Source organism: Streptomyces sp. NPDC051104, assembly GCF_040682835.1.
Classification (GTDB): domain Bacteria; phylum Actinomycetota; class Actinomycetes; order Streptomycetales; family Streptomycetaceae; genus Streptomyces; species Streptomyces cynarae.
The window spans coordinates 38,219-52,611 of sequence record NZ_JBFBBS010000023.1; the positions used below are offsets into that span (position 1 = coordinate 38,219).

Consider the following 14,393-nt stretch of genomic DNA (forward strand, 5'->3'; position numbering starts at 1 on the left):
ATGGCGGCGTGTCCACATCCAGCGTGCGGACCGGCGGAGTGCGGCGCCACCATCAGGCGTCCGAATGGTCCGTGGGACGAGTGGCCGACGGAGCGCCGCATCACCTGCGTTCGCGTCTTGGGTACCGAAGCGCGCCGAGGGCGTGGAGTACGTCTGCACGCGGGGCACGCCTGCGCCTGAGTACGCGTACTCAGCTGATTGCGTCACTTGGCCCCTGACGCGGCCGGTCTGTGTTCCCCACGATGGAGTGCCACCGCGAGAGAGGTGCCTATGGGCCGTGACCTGCAGCTGCGTGTTGCTACTTCGGAGGATCTCGAGTGGATCCACGAACTGCGTCACCGAGTGTATGCACAGGAGTTGGGCCAGCATGAGCCGGATCCGGCCGGGCGGCTCCGCGACGGGCTGGACGGTGACAACGTCTACCTGGTCGCGGCGCGAGGGACAGCCCGTATCGGCTTTGTCAGCCTGACTCCGCCCTGGTTGGGGCGGTACGCGCTGGACAAGTACCTGACCCGTGACGAGCTGCCGCTGCTGACCGAGAGCGATCTGTTCGAGGTGCGCATCCTCACCGTTGAGCCGCGCTGGCGGGCCACGGCAGCGGCGCCGCTGCTGATGTACGCGGCGCTGCGCTGGATCGCCGCCCGGGGCGGTCGCCGGGTGGTGGCGATGGGGCGGACCGAGCTGCTCACCATGTACCTGGCCACCGGCCTCCGTCCGGTCGGCCGTACCGTGCACAGCGGTGCGGTGACGTTCGAGGTGCTGACCGGCAGCGTGACCGAGCTGACGAAGGTCACGATGGATCGTCACCGCACCCTGCTGGAGCGTCTGCGGTCCGCAGTGGACTGGCAGCTGGACATGCCGTTCGCACCTCGGCCGGACGGCTGCGAACACGGCGGCGCCTCGTTCACCGCCGTCGGCACGGACTTCCGTACGCTGCACCGGCGCCGCCAGGTGGTCGCGGCCGACGTACTGGACGCGTGGTTCCCGCCGGCACCGGGTGTACGGGCGGTGCTCGCGGAGGATCCGGCCTGGGCCGCCCGGACCTCGCCGCCGACCGGCGCCGAGGGCCTGCTGGCGGAAATCGCCACGGCTCGGGCGCTGCCGGCTCAGACGCTCGCGGTCGGCGCCGGTTCGTCCGACTTGATCTACAGGGCGTTCGGCCAGTGGCTGACCCCGGGAAGCAGGGTGCTTCTCACGGACCCGAGCTACGGCGAGTACGCCCATGTCACGGAAAGGGTGATCGGATGCCGGGTGGACCGGTTCCGGTTGCGTCGCGAAGACGGCTGGCGGATCGATCCGGCCCGGCTGTCCGCCGCCGTCGAGGCCGGCCGATACGACCTCGTGGTGGTGGTCAACCCGAACAACCCGACGGGACGCCACGCGACGGCCGCAGAGCTGCGCTCGCTGATCGTCGCCGCACCGGTCCGAACCCGCTGGTGGATCGACGAGGCGTACCTGGGCTATGCCGGCCTGACCGAGTCACTCGCCGGCCTCGCCGCGACGGACCCGCGGGTGGTGGTCTGCAGCTCGTTGTCCAAGATGTACGCGCTGTCCGGTTTGCGGGCCGCGTACTTGGTTGCCGAGCCGGTCACCGCGGCGCAGCTACGCCGATGGACGCCACCCTGGCCGGTCAGCCTCCCGGCACAGCTGGCCGCGGTGGCAGCCTTGCGCGACCCGGCGTACTACGGCGACTGCTGGCTTCGCACCCACGCGCTGCGCCGGCAACTGGCCGCCGCCCTGGCGGGGCTGGACGAGACCGTGGTGGTCGAGGAGGCCGTGGCGAACTTCCTCACCGTGACCCTGCCGCGCGGCGGGCCGAGCGCCGCTCAACTCGTCAACGAGTGCCGCCGCCGCGACGTATACCTGCGGGACCTGTCGCCGTTGTCGGCGGAGTACCAGGGGCGCACCGTGCGCATCGCGGTCAGGGACACCGCCGAGAACGCGCGCATCGTGGCCGCGTGCCAGGCCGCCCTGCAGGTTCTGCGGCCGGGTCCGGCCTTGCTCGCCGCGATGCCTCCGGCCGCTCCCGCCAGCGGGTCCGCTCGGTGATCACCGTGGCATCCCTGGCGCCCTACCTCGGTGGGGCACTGGCGCTGGGCGGCATCGCGGTGGCCGCGTCCCGGCGGCGTGAGCTGATGGTCCGGTGGTGCGGGCGGCCGGAGTTCCCCTGGTCACCGGTGCGTTCTGGCTGGGCCGCCCGGGCGCCGCGGCCATCGCCATCGCGGTCGGGGTGACTGCGGGACGACTTCGCCGGCCAGCTCAAGCAGACCTACGCCGACATGGACAAGGTTCTGCTGCACTACGGCGTCACCCCGAACCAGGTCGTCTCGCAGACCCTGTACGTGGGAACCTGCGGCAGAACGCCGCGGCGACGGCGGAGGGCAATCTGGCGTACTTCGGCGACCACCGCCCGGCCAGCACGCCGTCCGGCCGCGCCTGTGCCGGTTCGGAGGGGCGGTAACCGCTCGTTTGCTGCCGACTGCGGTCCGTGTATTCCCGCTGGCCGGTAGAGCGGTTGGGCGCTGGCCACGACGACACACCACACGGATACTGGGCGACTCCGGCGAGCAGACCGCTGCCCCCGTTGTTGAGCTTGTGATAGCCGCCGCCTGCGCTGGTCAGCGTCCACCGCGTCCGACCCGAGCGTCGTCGCCGCCTCCAGCAACGCACCGACCTCCTCCTACACGGCGCTGCAGAAGAAGGCGTACGACATGATCAGCGGCGTCAAGAACCTGACGCACACGTTGGCGAACTGGTCGTTGATCAGTTGGGCGCACTTGTCGTAGCCCGGCCCGCCCCAGGGGTCGAAGGCGCCACCCTGGAACTCCGGCGAGTACAGCGGCTTGCCGGCCGGGTGGTCGTAGCTGATGTCGGGGACGCCGTTCCACATGGAGGGATTCGAGCAGTTGAAGCCCTGCGGGTAGGAGTCCGGGCCGTCGACGTCGAGGGCGGCCGCGCCGGAGTTGAAGGTGCCGTTGTTGTTGCCGGTCAGGGGTACCGTGATGCCGTCGGCGCGGGCCTTGTCCTCCAGGTGCTGCATGTAGGAGCGGCCCGCGGCCGAGCCGTTGTAGTACTCGTTCTCGACCTGGTAGGCGATGACCGACCCGGTGCCGTTGGTCAGCTGGTGTTGGGCGATGATCCGGTCGATCCGGGTCAGCCACTCGTCCGCGTACTTCAGGAACTGCGGGTCGTCACTGCGGTTGTGCCCGGCCTTGGTGGTCATCCAGCCGGGCAGGCCGCCACTGTCGACCTCCGCGTTGATGTAGGGCGCCGGGCGCGCGATCACGTAGAGCCCGGCCTCCTGGGCCATGTCGAGCAGCTTGTCGACGTCGCGCACCCCGCTGAAGTCGTACACACCCGGCTTCGGCGAGTGGTATCCCCAGTCGAAGTACAGCGAGGTGGCGTTGAATCCGGCGGCCTTCATCTTCTGGAAGATGTCGCGCCACAGGTCCGGGCTCGGGAGCCGGAAGTAGTGGAACTCGCCGGACCACAGGTAGGTGCGCTTGCCGTCGACGAGGAACGAGTAGCCGTCGAGACTCACCGTGTGCGCCCCCGGGCCGGTGGCGGGCACGGCGGCGGGTGCCTGCCCGCCGTCGTCCTGCGCCGCGGCGGGCGCGGCCATGCCCGTGGCCAGGGCGATGGTCGCGGCCGCCGCGAGGACCGCCCTCCACCATCGACGGCGGCCGGGTCTCGCAGCCTCTGAACCGATCCGATTACTCCGCACTGCGGCCTCCAATACCGCCTGAGCAATCAACATCAAACAGATTCAGGCAAAGTCGAACATTAAGGGGGGCGCGAGGCACAGCACAATGGGGCGGGGGCAACGCGGTCGAGGTGGACCCGGGGGCGGCTTGGAAGCCCCATGTCAGGGCACTGTCTCGGCTACTGACCACTCGTCACAGGACACGGAGGCACCGCCGGGGACCGGGCTTGCCGAATCGGCAAACGAACTCGCCTTCCGGGCAGCGTCTTGCGCATGATCGGTGGCGTACAGCAGACCAACGGTCCTGGAGGAGACGCATGTCGCAGCACGCCGCGGAGGTCACCCACCGGTTGATCTCCTCGCCGGGAGGCCGGATCCACCTCGCGGAGCAGGGAACCGGGCCGCTGGTGCTGCTCGTGCACGGCTTCCCCGAATCCTGGTATTCCTGGCGCCACCAGCTGCCGATGCTCGCGGCGGCGGGATACCGAGCGGTCGCCATCGATGTCCGCGGCTACGGCCGGTCCTCCAAGCCGGCCGCGACGGATGCGTACCGGATGGTCGACCTGGTGGAGGACAACGTCTCGGTGGTGCACGCCCTGGGCGAGGAGTCGGCGGTGGTCGTCGGCCACGACTGGGGCGCGACCATCGCCGCGAACTCCGCCCTGCTCAGGCCGGAGGTCTTCCGCGCAGTGGGGCTGCTGAGCGTTCCCTACACCCCGCGCGGCGGCCCCCGCCCCAGCGACGTCTTCGCTCGGATGGGCGGGGATGAGGAGTTCTACGTCTCCTACTTTCAGGAGCCGGGCCGCGCCGAGGCCGAGATCGAACCCGATGTTCGCGGCTGGCTCGCGGGGATCTACGCGGCCCTGTCCGCCGACACCATGCCCGCACCCGGTGCTCCCGATCCCCACTTCGTCAGCAGGGACGGGACGCTGCGTGAACGGTTCACCATCGGCCGACTGCCCGCCTGGCTCAGTGAGCGGGACCTCGACGTCTACGCCGGGGAGTTCGAACGGACCGGCCTGACCGCAGCGCTCAACCGCTACCGGAACATGGACCGCGACTGGGAGGACCTCGCCGCCCTCGACGGTGCCCCCATCACCCAGCCGTCCCTGTTCATCGGCGGCGGCCTGGACGCTTCCACGACATGGCTGGCGGACGCGATCGACGCGTACCCGGTCACGCTGCCGGGCCTGGTCTCCTCCCACCTCCTCGACGGCTGCGGCCACTGGATCCAGCAAGAGCGCCCCGGGGAGGTCAACCGACTCCTGACCGACTGGCTCACCGCTCTGCCCGCCTGACGCACTCGCGCGCCGCCCACCGCTGTCGAAACACGCGACGGATGCGCAGGCGTCATACGTGGGCTGCCGTGATGCGGGTACTCGTCCGCTTCCATGGCCATCAGCGGGCACGACAGCCGGGGAGAAACCAGCCATGCACAGTTCTTGTCGCTACGGCCGCCGACCGGATCGGTCGCCCTTGGAGGGCCGGGATGAGTGACGTCGGCCAGGGCGGCGGGATCGGCACGCGGAACGCCGACAGGGGGGCCCGGATCGACCTGCTCGGTATCTACCTCAACGACCACCTGGCAGGGTCGACCATCGGGAGCCGGCGCATCCACTACATGGTCCGGGCACTGCGCGACTCTCCGCTGGCCGAAGCGTTGCGGCCGATCGCCGGCGAGATCGCCCAGGACCGGGCGAGCTTGCTGGACATCATGAGCCGACTGGGCGTTCCGGCACGCCGATACAAGATCTTGGCAGCGGAGACGGCCGAGAGGGCCGGACGCCTGAAGCCGAATGGCCGCCTCCTACGCCGCTCTCCGCTGACCTCGGTGGTCGAACTCGAGTTCCTCCAGCTCGGAGTCGAGGGAAAGGCCGCCGGATGGCGGATGCTGCGCCGACTGGCGGAGAGTGACGGGCGTCTTGACCGGCAGCAGCTCGACGACCTGATCGAACGAGCCCAGCGGCAGCTGCGGACGCTGGAGGAACTGCGTCTTCAGCATGCCGAGAAAGCGTTGCAGACAAGGTGAGGACATGGGTTCTCGTCGGAGGCAGCCGATGAGTGAGACCACCCCCTCCCAGGCTGAGGGCGAGAGCTCCGCGACCGACGATGCGGCCTTGAGCCACGGCACACCCCACCGGTCGGATCCCCGGGAACCGCCGCGTGCCACGCCCTCTCAGGCCGAGGGAGGGGACGAGGGCGACCGGGCAGGCCTGGACCCCTCGGCGTTGGACCATCACCACCTGATGCGGGAACTCGAGACCGTGCACCGCACCCGCCACGACACCTTCCTGCACGGCTCCGAGGACGCGCTGGACGCTCACACCCGCCGGATGGCCGAACTGGAGGAGGAGTATCTCCGCCGCCATCCCCAGCGGCTCGTGACGGCGGATCGGACCCGTGCCGGGGCCCGGGCGCGCGAAGAATGACCGCTCTGTGCCGCTGCTCGGCATAGGCGCTGGTCGGGGCACGCCCCTGACCGCGAGCCCAAACACCCGCAAACGACCGGAAAGGCTGACACGTGATCGAAGAGAGGCATATCCGGGAGCTTCTCGGCGCGCAGGACGTTGATGCGGCGCTGATCCTGGTACAGGGCAGCGCCGAGGTCGTCAATGCCACCAAACATGCCGAATGGCGTGACGCGGGAGCGGCGGTGCTCATGACGAAGGGCGAGCTCCTGGACCGTCTGGGCACCTCGGCGCCGACCGAGCGCGATCTGGTCCTCGTCGCGCAAGCGCTCAGGGACATGGTCGGGAAACTGGGCGCCTGACCCCCAGCGCAGCAGCCGGGCAGGGCGCCCCCTGGGGCTCAGGGGCCGTCAGCTGGGCCCTCTCGCGAAGCTCCTGGCCGGGCCGTCCGCGGGGATGCCTGCTGCAAGCGCTCGATCATGCGCGAAGCCTCCGCCTTCGTGAGATTCCGTGGGACCTCCTCACCCGTCTCCCGGGCCAGGGTCTGCAGATAGCTCAGCTGGGGGCCGGTGGCCGGTTCGTCCCCGGTCACCCAGTCGTTCACGTCCTTCTTCGGGTTCTCGTCGCTCATAAGGTGCGACTACCCCTTTGACCGGTGCGATGAAAGTCCCGCGTACGTCGACAGAAAGAGAGCGCGCTGGTCCGACTCCGTCCCCGTCCTGAGCACGCTGCGTCCAGGCCTCGCGTCCGTGGGTCTGTCACCGCGGCGAGGCCCGGCCCCCGGCGCGCTGTCGGACAACGTGGCGCTCGTCCGGGGGGTGCGCCGACCGAGCGGCTGCCGAGAGGCCGGCTTCCTCGCAGCGGACGCGTACGGCCAGCAGCCCGGCGTTGCACACCGTGAACGCCGTCGCAGTCAGCCAGGCACCGTGCACGAGCGGCAGCGCGGCTCCCTCGACGACCACGGCGAGGTAATTGGGATGGCGCAGCAGGCGGTAGGGGCCCTTCGTCACCCTGGGCAGGTCGGGCACGACGATCACCCGGGTGTTCCACTGCCGTCCCAACGTGCCGATGCACCACCAGCGCAGTCCCTGGGTGGCCACGACCAGGCCCAGCATCGGCCAGCCGACACCCGGAAGGAATGGCCGTCCGGCAACCCGTGCTTCCACCAGGCAGCCCATGAGCAGACCGGTGTGCAGTACGACGAGTGCCGGGTAGTGCCCTCGGCCCGTCTCGACGCCACCGTGGGCCATGCTCCAGCGGGTGTTGCGGCGGGCGACGGTCAGCTCGGCCAGCCGCTCGGCGGCGATGGCCGCGATCAACAGCGTGTACCAGATCACCCGGTCATTCCTCCCTCCGTTTCACCAGCGGAGCAGGACAAGTTCGGCGCAGAAGCCCGGGCCAAGGGCGAGCAGCAGGCCCCAGGTGCCGGGCGGGGGCCGCCTGCGTCGCTGGGTGTCCTGGAGTACATGCAGGACGGAGGCGGACGACAGGTTTCCGACCTCCGCGAGCGAGTCCCAGGTGGCGTCCAGTGCCCCGGACGGCAGGTTCAGCGTGTCCGCGATGGCGTCCAGCACCTTGGGGCCGCCGGGATGGCACACCCAGGTTCCGATGTCGTGCCGGGCCAGGCCGTGGCCGGAGAGGAAGGAGTCGATGTCGTCCGCGAGGTGTGCGCGGACGATGCCCGGGATTCCGGGGTCCAGCACGATACGGAACCCGCTGTCGGTGACGTCCCAGCCCATGGCGCGCTCGGTGGCCGGATAGAAGCGGCTGCGGCTCGCCACCACCTCGGGGCCGAGCGGGGGCCTAGGTCCGTCCGGAGCTCTGCTCCCCTGGGCCACCAGAGCGGCGGCACCGTCGCTGAACAGGGCGCTGCCCACCAGATTGGCCGGCGAGGGATCGGACCGCTGGAATGTCAGCGAACACAGCTCGACGGACAGCAGGACGGCGGTGTGCGTGGGCCAGCCCCGCAGGTAGTCGTGTACACGGGCGAGCCCGGCCGCCCCCGCGGCGCACCCGAGTCCGAACAGCGGTAGCCGTTTGACGTCCGCTCGCAGTCCCAGGGGACCCATCAGCCGGGCGTCCACCGAGGGAGCGGCCAGGCCGGTGGTGGAGACGACGGCGATCAGATCCACCGCGCCCGATGCCAGCCCCGCGGAGCCGAGGGCGCCCCTGACCGCTTCGGCCCCCATCCGCTCCGCGGCATCGATGAAAGCGTCGTTGGCCGCACCGAAGCCGTCCAGATCGGCATAGGCATCCAGGGGCAGCACGGTATGACGGAACCGGACTCCCGCCGCGGCGTGCACTCGGTCGAGCAAGGACCGGTCCGCCCCCGGCAGGCTCGAGCGCACCTGATCGGTGATGTCGCGCTGACGGTACCGGTGGGGTGCCAGGACCTTCTGTACGGCGACGATGTGGCTCATACAAGGTTCCGATCGACGTGTGACGGCAATCCGGCTGCTGGGTTGGCCCAGAGACATGGTTGTCGCGGGCGCGGGCGGACTGGTGACCTCAGCCCCAGGAACACGAGTACCCAGCCCAGCGTCTGGATCGCCGCGGTTCGGCGGCTGCGGCGCGCAGCCTCGATGCCGATGCGGTGCGGGGGCGAGTTCACCGTCAGCCGGTCCGCACGGGAGCGCGTGAGGGTCACAGCGTGGGGGGTACCCGCCACTTCTGACATCAGGAGTGAGGAGGGATCATGGGCATGCTCAGGAAGACGGCGGGGATGAGCACGGTGACGAAGCCACTGCTCACCGCAAAGGCCACGGCGAAGGCCGCGAAGACCGTTCCCGCCCGGTCCCTGCAGATGGTGCGCACCCTGGGCGGCGAGAACGTCGTCGACGTGCTCACACGTCAGCATCGGCAGATCAGGCTCGGCTTCCTGCAGGCCGCGCTGCCCGGGCCGTGGCGCCGCCGGAACTTCGACCGGCTGATGCGCCTGCTCGCCGTGCACGAAGCCGCCGAAGAGGCGCACGTCCACCCGGTCGCGCGCCGGGCCCTGCGCCACGGCGGCGAGCTGGCCCAGCGCCGCCTCACCGAGGAGAAGGAAGCAAAGCAGCTGCTGGTCGCGCTGTGGCGTACCGGTCCGAACGGGGCCGGGTATCTGCGGCGGCTGAACCAGGTCCGGCGCGCCGTCGCCCGGCACGCGGCACGTGAGGAACGGGAGGAATTCGCCGCGCTGCGCAAGGCGGTGAGCCCGGCCCGGCTGCGCATGCTCGGCGCCGAGGTCAAGCTCACCCAGGCGTACGCACCGACCCGGCCGCACCGCTGGGTCAACACCGAGGCCGCGAACAAGCTGGTCGCACCAGTCCTCGGCCCCCTCGACCGAACCCTGGACGCCGTCCGCCACCGCATGGCCTCCTGACGATCAGCAGGAGCGGTCGCGCATCGGCACCAGTGCGCGGCACGTTCCTCTCAGTCACGCGACCGTGGCGGGATCGCCCTGCCCAGCGCGTACGGCGCCGGGAGGTCACCCCCCGCCACCGGCACCCCCGGACGCGGGTCACGTCACCGTGGCCGACGCCTTCCGTTTCATAGAAAACCGCCGAAAATGGCATCAATGAAACCATTCGGGCGCTTGGCAAGGACGTGGGCCCGATGACAACTGGGACACTTCTGGCGATCATCATCCCGGTCGTGGTGGTCATCGCCCTGATCACGATCGGCTCATCTCTTCTCATGCGCCGTCGCCGCCTTCGCGAGCGTTTCGGCCCGGAGTACCAGCGGACGGTCGAGGAGGCCGGCAGTCGGCGGGCCGCCGAGCGCGAACTGATCGAGCGTGAGCAGCGGCACGACGCACTGGATGTCAAACCGCTGCCCACCAGCATCCGGGACCGCTACACCCGGGAGTGGGCCACCGTGCAGGAAGAGTTCGTGGACCGTCCCGAGGACGCCGTTCATGACGCGGACCGCCTGGTGACCTCGCTCATGCACGAGCGCGGCTACCCGACGGAGAAGTTCGAGGAACAGCTGAGGGACCTCTCGGTCGAGCACGGCCGCACGCTGGAGCGCTACCGCGCCGCCCACGCGATCGACGAGCTCAGCACCCGCCACAAGGCCGACACCGAGCAGTTGCGCAACGCCATGGTCCACTACCGCGCACTGTTGGAGGACCTGCTCACCGACGGCGGGCAGCCACGCCCCACCGGGAACTGAGCGGACCAGGCGTGTCGCCGTGCGGTGAACCCGCGGACACTCAGCGGCCTGCGGCCTGCTTGACCTGGGAGGTCAGCCAGGGTTCCAGTCGGCGCGCTCCCTCCGGGGTGAGGTGGACGCCGTCGCTGCGCACCTGTACGCCGTCCACTTGCCAGGTGAAGGCACCGTGGGGGCACAGGCGGCGAGCCACGTCGGCGATCTGCACCCTTCCCTGGTGTCGTGCGGCGACATCACGGAGCAGCCGTGCGGCCGCCTTCACCACCAAGCTGCTCGGCACCTGCCTCTGCCCCATCGGGCTTCCCGTCGCCACCCTCCTGCTCCTCATCGTCGGCAACGCCACCAGTGGCGCCACCATCGGCGCCGACCTGCTGCCCCCCCCCGCGGCCCGAGCCGTCTCCGCACTGCTGCCGCCCGGCGCGGCCGTCCGCGCGATCACCGACCTGAGTTACTTCGACGGCTCGCACGCGGCAGCACCCGTCGTCACACTCGCTCTATGGGCCGTCGTCGCCGCGCTGCTGCTCGGCCTGCGCGCTCGCCTGACGCGGCGGCGCACGGCGACCGCCGCCTGACTCGACGCCGACCTCCACCAGCTGCTCATGCCCTGCTCAGGCACTCACTACTCAGCTACTCAGCTGCACCGCTATTCAGCTACTCAGTCACACATGAGGAGATCGACCATGCTTGCCAGCGACCTTGTCCTCATCGCCAACGCCGGTGGTGTCGGCCGAACGGTCCTCGAGGAGCTGTGCGCGCTGGACGTGCCGGTGCGCGTCATGCTTCGCCGCGACGACGACCGTGCTGTCGAGCTGCGTGCGCTCGGCGCGGAAGTGGTCATCGGCGATCTGACCCGACCTGAGACAGTCGCGCCCGCACTGGCCGGAGTCCGGCGCATGTACTTCGCCATGCCCGTGTCGCCGGACCATCTGCTGGCAACGGCCGTGGTGGCCAGCGTGGCGCGCGAGCACGGAGAGCTGGACGCTTTGGTGGACATGTCGCAGATGACGGTGTCGCAGATGACCGCCACCAGCACCGCCGAGTCCCGCCAGCAGCGGCTGCACTGGCTGGCGGAGCAGGTCCTGAACTGGTCGGCTCTGCCGGTGGTGCACATCCGCCCGACATCGTTCCTGGACAACCCGCTGTTCACCTCGCTGGCGGCGCAGTCGATTCGGAAGAACGGAACGATCGAGCTGCCGTTCGGGACCGGGCGCACATCACCGGTCGCCGTGCGGGACGTCGCCCGAGTGGTCTCCACGGTGCTCCGCGAGCCGGCCCCGCACATAGGGCAGATCTATGAGCTGACGGGGCCACGCACGGTCGACATGGACGAGATGGCCGAGGAGTACGCACGAGCGCTGGGGCGTCCGGTGTCCTATGTGGACGTGCCACTGGAGCAGTGGCGTACGGAAGTGCTCGCCAAGGTGGGCCTGCCGTCGCACACCGAACAGCACATCGCCACCATGGCCCGACTGCACCGCGAGAACCGCTACGACCGCGCGTCCGACGACGTAGAACGCGTGACGGGCACACCCGCGCAGACAATCGAGGCGTTCGTGGCCGCGCGCAAGGACTTCTACCTGGGCTGAACCGCACCGACCGTCACCTACCGGCTGCGTCCCTGTCCGGGCGTTCGGGTGGGAGTCCGCAGGGCGAGCAGGGCGACGTCGTCGTCGTTCTCGGCGGGGCGGACCCGGCGCAGGAGCTGGTCGGTGAAGGAGGCGAGGGGGCGATGGGCGAGGGCGGCTGCGTGTTGGCGCAGTCGGTTCAGGCCCTCGTCGAGAGAGTGGCCGGGTGCTTCGATGAGGCCGTCGGTGTACAGCAGAAGGGTGGATCCGGGCGGCAGCACCGCGGTGGCGTCGGGGCGGGGTTTGCCGGCTCCGGCGCCCAGGAGAATGCCGTGGCCGTCGGTGAGGTAGTGGGCCAGTCCGTCGTGGCTGATCAGCAGGGGCGGAGGGTGGCCGGCGTTGGTCCAGGAGAGTTCCCAGTGGCCGCCTTCCGCCTCTTCGAGCCGGGCGAAGATCATGGTGGCCATGGTCACGTCGGCGATGTGCGTGACCGCCTCGTCGAGCCGTTCGACGATCCGGCTGGGAGGTTCTTGCTGCGACCAGGCGTAGGCGCGGAGCATGTTGCGCACCTGTGCCATGCCGGCCGCCGCCTCCAGGTCATGGCCGACGACGTCCCCGACGGCCAGGGCGGTGGAGCGGTCGGACAGACGGAAGGCGTCGTACCAGTCACCACCGACCTGTGAAGCGTCGGGTGCGGGCATATAGCGGGCGATCATCTGCAACCCGGGTACGCGCGGCAGCTGGGGCAGCAGGTGGTTCTGCATGGTCTCGGCGACCTTGCGCTGACGCTGGTAGAGGCGGGCGTTGTCCAGGGCGACCGCGGCGCGGCGTGCGATGTCCTCAATCAGCGGGAGGTCCGCCGTGGTGAAGTCCCCCGCCCGGTCGGCGCGGCCCAGTGTCAGGGCACCCAGGACCTCTCGGGTACTGCGGATGGGGGCGATGGCCGCGGAGCGGATGCCGGTGACCTCGAACAGGCGGCGCTGTTCGAGCGCTATGCCGGAATCCGGTGGCCGTTGGTAGGTCTGCGGGCCGGCCAGGGTGGAGGCGACCCCGCGAAGGGCTCGGGACAGCGGCATAGGGGATTCCGCCGGGACCGGCGGCATCGGGCCCTGAAGGTCCTCACGGTGCACCAGAGTGTCGCCTTCGGCGTGGACCACGGCGGTGCGCCACACCTCGTCGCGCTCCGTGATCAAATCGATGACCACCCAGTCCGCCAGCCGCGGCACTACCAGCGCGACGAGCCGACGCAGCGCCTCGTCGACATCAAGGGTGGATGTCAGCTGTGTGGTGGTCTCCGCGAGCAGGGCCAGCCGTTCGAGCTCCGGCAGCGGCGCGGCGGCCTGCTCCGGCCACGAACCGGTTTCTGCCAGGTGGTGGGGGGTGTGAAAGAGAACGAGGGTGCCCACCTCGTCGTCGCCGAGGTAGTACGGGGTGATCAGCCACGAGACGGGCAGCAGGGAGCCGTCTCCTCGCTCGAACCAGTCCTCTTCGACCTGGGCGGTGCGCCCGGCGTGGAAGGGCTGCCGCATACGGCATCGGCTGGTCGGCAGCGGCTGGCCATGGGCGTCCCTGTGCAGCAGATCGTGCGCGTCACGGCCGACAAGATCCTCGGCGGGCCGGTTCAGCAACTGCTCGGCTCGGGCGTTGACCGCGATGATGCAGCCCTTGTCGTCCACCACATACACCGCGGTGCCGATGGCGGCCAGCGTCCCGGCCGACGCCGACTCAGCACCCCGCGGGTACCGCTCATCGACGCTCTCGGTCACCTCTGGCCCCGCCACTTGCGCCTCCTTGGTCATCTGCGTGCGCGCCACTCGCCCGCGGCCGTCCGCACGCGGTGTGCTACCCCGTTCCTGCATTCTTCCCCCGAATACCCCCTCCGCAGGTGAACCAGCCGCATCACCACAGCCAGTCATGCGACGGGTCAGCGGGACGGCGGTAGAGCCGAACCTGGGCGCGTCTTCCGTGGACGGCATACGGGTGGCGCGGGACGTCGTGGACAGGACCCGCTGGTCTCACGGCCGGGGGTTCGTGCGCCGCCAGCCCCGGCCGGCGCCGACGTCACGCCGTCCCGCTACGGAGGCGCAGCGGGGACAGACCCGGCGGACGGCGTCCGCGGCGCCGCCTGTCTCCGGGAGGATGTCGAGCCAGTCGACGCCGTGGAAGGAGGCGAGCCGCGACCGGTGGAGGGAACGGCCGCATACCGTCTGGTTGGCTCCGGGTTCCCAAGCGTGCACCTCGCCTCCGGGCAGCCAACGGCCGTCGTCCTCGTCCCACCAGCGATCGGAAGCCGCCACCCGGTAACGCCGTGCCCTTGCCACCCGGCACGAGTGCCCCTCGCGATGGGCGCCATACCTCGAACCGGCGGAAACCACCGATAATCGTACAGAACGGCATAAAATGCCCCTGATGACCCTTTCGGCAACGCCTCATCAGAGGCGCATGCCGGGGGCGTTCGCGACTGACACACCGCCCCCACTCCTCCACATCCGGGCACTCCCTCGCGCGCCTCCTTCTACTGGAGGCCCGGATTGCTCGTTTGAGCACTCCGCACCACGAGAGTGCAGT

The 14,393-nt window shown here is 70.0% G+C and carries 14 protein-coding genes and 2 pseudogenes; 10 read left to right on the top strand and 6 right to left on the bottom strand.

The window, feature by feature from the left end; all coding sequences use genetic code 11:
• The first annotated feature begins 270 nt into the window (after positions 1-270).
• Together AB0N14_RS26540 and AB0N14_RS26545 are read left to right on the top strand one after the other, a co-directional pair.
• Positions 271-2,049, top strand: a complete 1,779-nt coding sequence (locus AB0N14_RS26540; RefSeq protein ID WP_366028204.1) for a histidinol-phosphate transaminase — start codon at positions 271-273, stop codon at positions 2,047-2,049.
• A gap of 191 nt (positions 2,050-2,240) precedes the next feature.
• Positions 2,241-2,422: pseudogene (locus AB0N14_RS26545) on the top strand (RidA family protein); the annotation flags it as partial.
• A gap of 318 nt (positions 2,423-2,740) precedes the next feature.
• Here the strand turns inward: AB0N14_RS26545 and AB0N14_RS26550 are convergent.
• A pseudogene (locus AB0N14_RS26550) lies at positions 2,741-3,724 on the bottom strand (beta-galactosidase); the annotation flags it as partial.
• 296 nt (positions 3,725-4,020) lie between these two features.
• Between AB0N14_RS26550 and AB0N14_RS26555 the strand changes: the two are divergent.
• The 4 genes from AB0N14_RS26555 to AB0N14_RS26570 all read left to right on the top strand — a co-directional run bounded on the left by AB0N14_RS26555 (position 4,021) and on the right by AB0N14_RS26570 (position 6,473).
• Positions 4,021-5,001: an alpha/beta hydrolase gene (locus tag AB0N14_RS26555; RefSeq protein WP_366028205.1), complete on the top strand. Its 981-nt coding sequence runs from the start codon at positions 4,021-4,023 to the stop codon at positions 4,999-5,001.
• A 191-nt stretch (positions 5,002-5,192) separates the two neighbouring features.
• Positions 5,193-5,732 carry a hypothetical protein gene (locus AB0N14_RS26560; protein ID WP_366028206.1) on the top strand — a complete coding sequence of 180 codons (540 nt, stop codon included), beginning with the start codon at positions 5,193-5,195 and terminating at the stop codon, positions 5,730-5,732.
• Positions 5,733-5,916: 184 nt separating this feature from the next.
• Positions 5,917-6,132, top strand: coding sequence for a DUF6158 family protein (locus tag AB0N14_RS26565; RefSeq protein WP_366028267.1), 216 nt, complete (start codon positions 5,917-5,919; stop codon positions 6,130-6,132).
• A gap of 92 nt (positions 6,133-6,224) precedes the next feature.
• Positions 6,225-6,473, top strand: coding sequence for a hypothetical protein (locus AB0N14_RS26570; RefSeq protein WP_366028207.1), 249 nt, complete (start codon positions 6,225-6,227; stop codon positions 6,471-6,473).
• 38 nt (positions 6,474-6,511) lie between these two features.
• Here AB0N14_RS26570 and AB0N14_RS26575 read toward each other — a convergent pair whose 3' ends face one another.
• The 3 genes from AB0N14_RS26575 to AB0N14_RS26585 all read right to left on the bottom strand — a co-directional run bounded on the left by AB0N14_RS26575 (position 6,512) and on the right by AB0N14_RS26585 (position 8,531).
• Positions 6,512-6,742, bottom strand: coding sequence for a DUF3072 domain-containing protein (locus tag AB0N14_RS26575; protein WP_366028208.1), 231 nt, complete (start codon positions 6,740-6,742; stop codon positions 6,512-6,514).
• Between the two features lie 127 nt (positions 6,743-6,869).
• Positions 6,870-7,448 carry an isoprenylcysteine carboxyl methyltransferase family protein gene (locus tag AB0N14_RS26580; protein ID WP_366028209.1) on the bottom strand — a complete coding sequence of 193 codons (579 nt, stop codon included), beginning with the start codon at positions 7,446-7,448 and terminating at the stop codon, positions 6,870-6,872.
• Positions 7,449-7,469: 21 nt separating this feature from the next.
• Positions 7,470-8,531: a 3-oxoacyl-[acyl-carrier-protein] synthase III C-terminal domain-containing protein gene (locus AB0N14_RS26585; protein ID WP_366028210.1), complete on the bottom strand. Its 1,062-nt coding sequence runs from the start codon at positions 8,529-8,531 to the stop codon at positions 7,470-7,472.
• Positions 8,532-8,806: 275 nt separating this feature from the next.
• Between AB0N14_RS26585 and AB0N14_RS26590 the strand changes: the two genes are divergently transcribed.
• The 4 genes from AB0N14_RS26590 (at position 8,807) to AB0N14_RS26605 (ending at position 11,846) form a co-directional block, all read left to right on the top strand.
• Positions 8,807-9,472, top strand: a complete 666-nt coding sequence (locus AB0N14_RS26590; RefSeq protein ID WP_366028211.1) for a hemerythrin domain-containing protein — start codon at positions 8,807-8,809, stop codon at positions 9,470-9,472.
• A 233-nt stretch (positions 9,473-9,705) separates the two neighbouring features.
• Positions 9,706-10,263 carry a hypothetical protein gene (locus AB0N14_RS26595; protein ID WP_366028212.1) on the top strand — a complete coding sequence of 186 codons (558 nt, stop codon included), beginning with the start codon at positions 9,706-9,708 and terminating at the stop codon, positions 10,261-10,263.
• Between the two features lie 155 nt (positions 10,264-10,418).
• Positions 10,419-10,832: a hypothetical protein gene (locus tag AB0N14_RS26600; RefSeq protein ID WP_366028213.1), complete on the top strand. Its 414-nt coding sequence runs from the start codon at positions 10,419-10,421 to the stop codon at positions 10,830-10,832.
• Between the two features lie 108 nt (positions 10,833-10,940).
• On the top strand, positions 10,941-11,846 hold the full coding sequence (locus AB0N14_RS26605) for an NAD(P)H-binding protein (RefSeq protein ID WP_366028214.1): 906 nt from the start codon (positions 10,941-10,943) through the stop codon (positions 11,844-11,846).
• A gap of 17 nt (positions 11,847-11,863) precedes the next feature.
• On the opposite strand, the gene AB0N14_RS26610 is transcribed toward AB0N14_RS26605, so the two are convergent.
• Both AB0N14_RS26610 and AB0N14_RS26615 read right to left on the bottom strand, forming a co-directional pair.
• Entirely contained in the window at positions 11,864-13,531 is a 1,668-nt protein-coding gene (locus AB0N14_RS26610; protein ID WP_366028268.1) for a SpoIIE family protein phosphatase, read from the bottom strand.
• A gap of 309 nt (positions 13,532-13,840) precedes the next feature.
• Positions 13,841-14,146 (bottom strand): hypothetical protein, encoded by a 306-nt coding sequence (locus tag AB0N14_RS26615; protein WP_366028215.1) that lies wholly within the window; start codon positions 14,144-14,146, stop codon positions 13,841-13,843.
• Positions 14,147-14,393 lie beyond the last annotated feature (247 nt).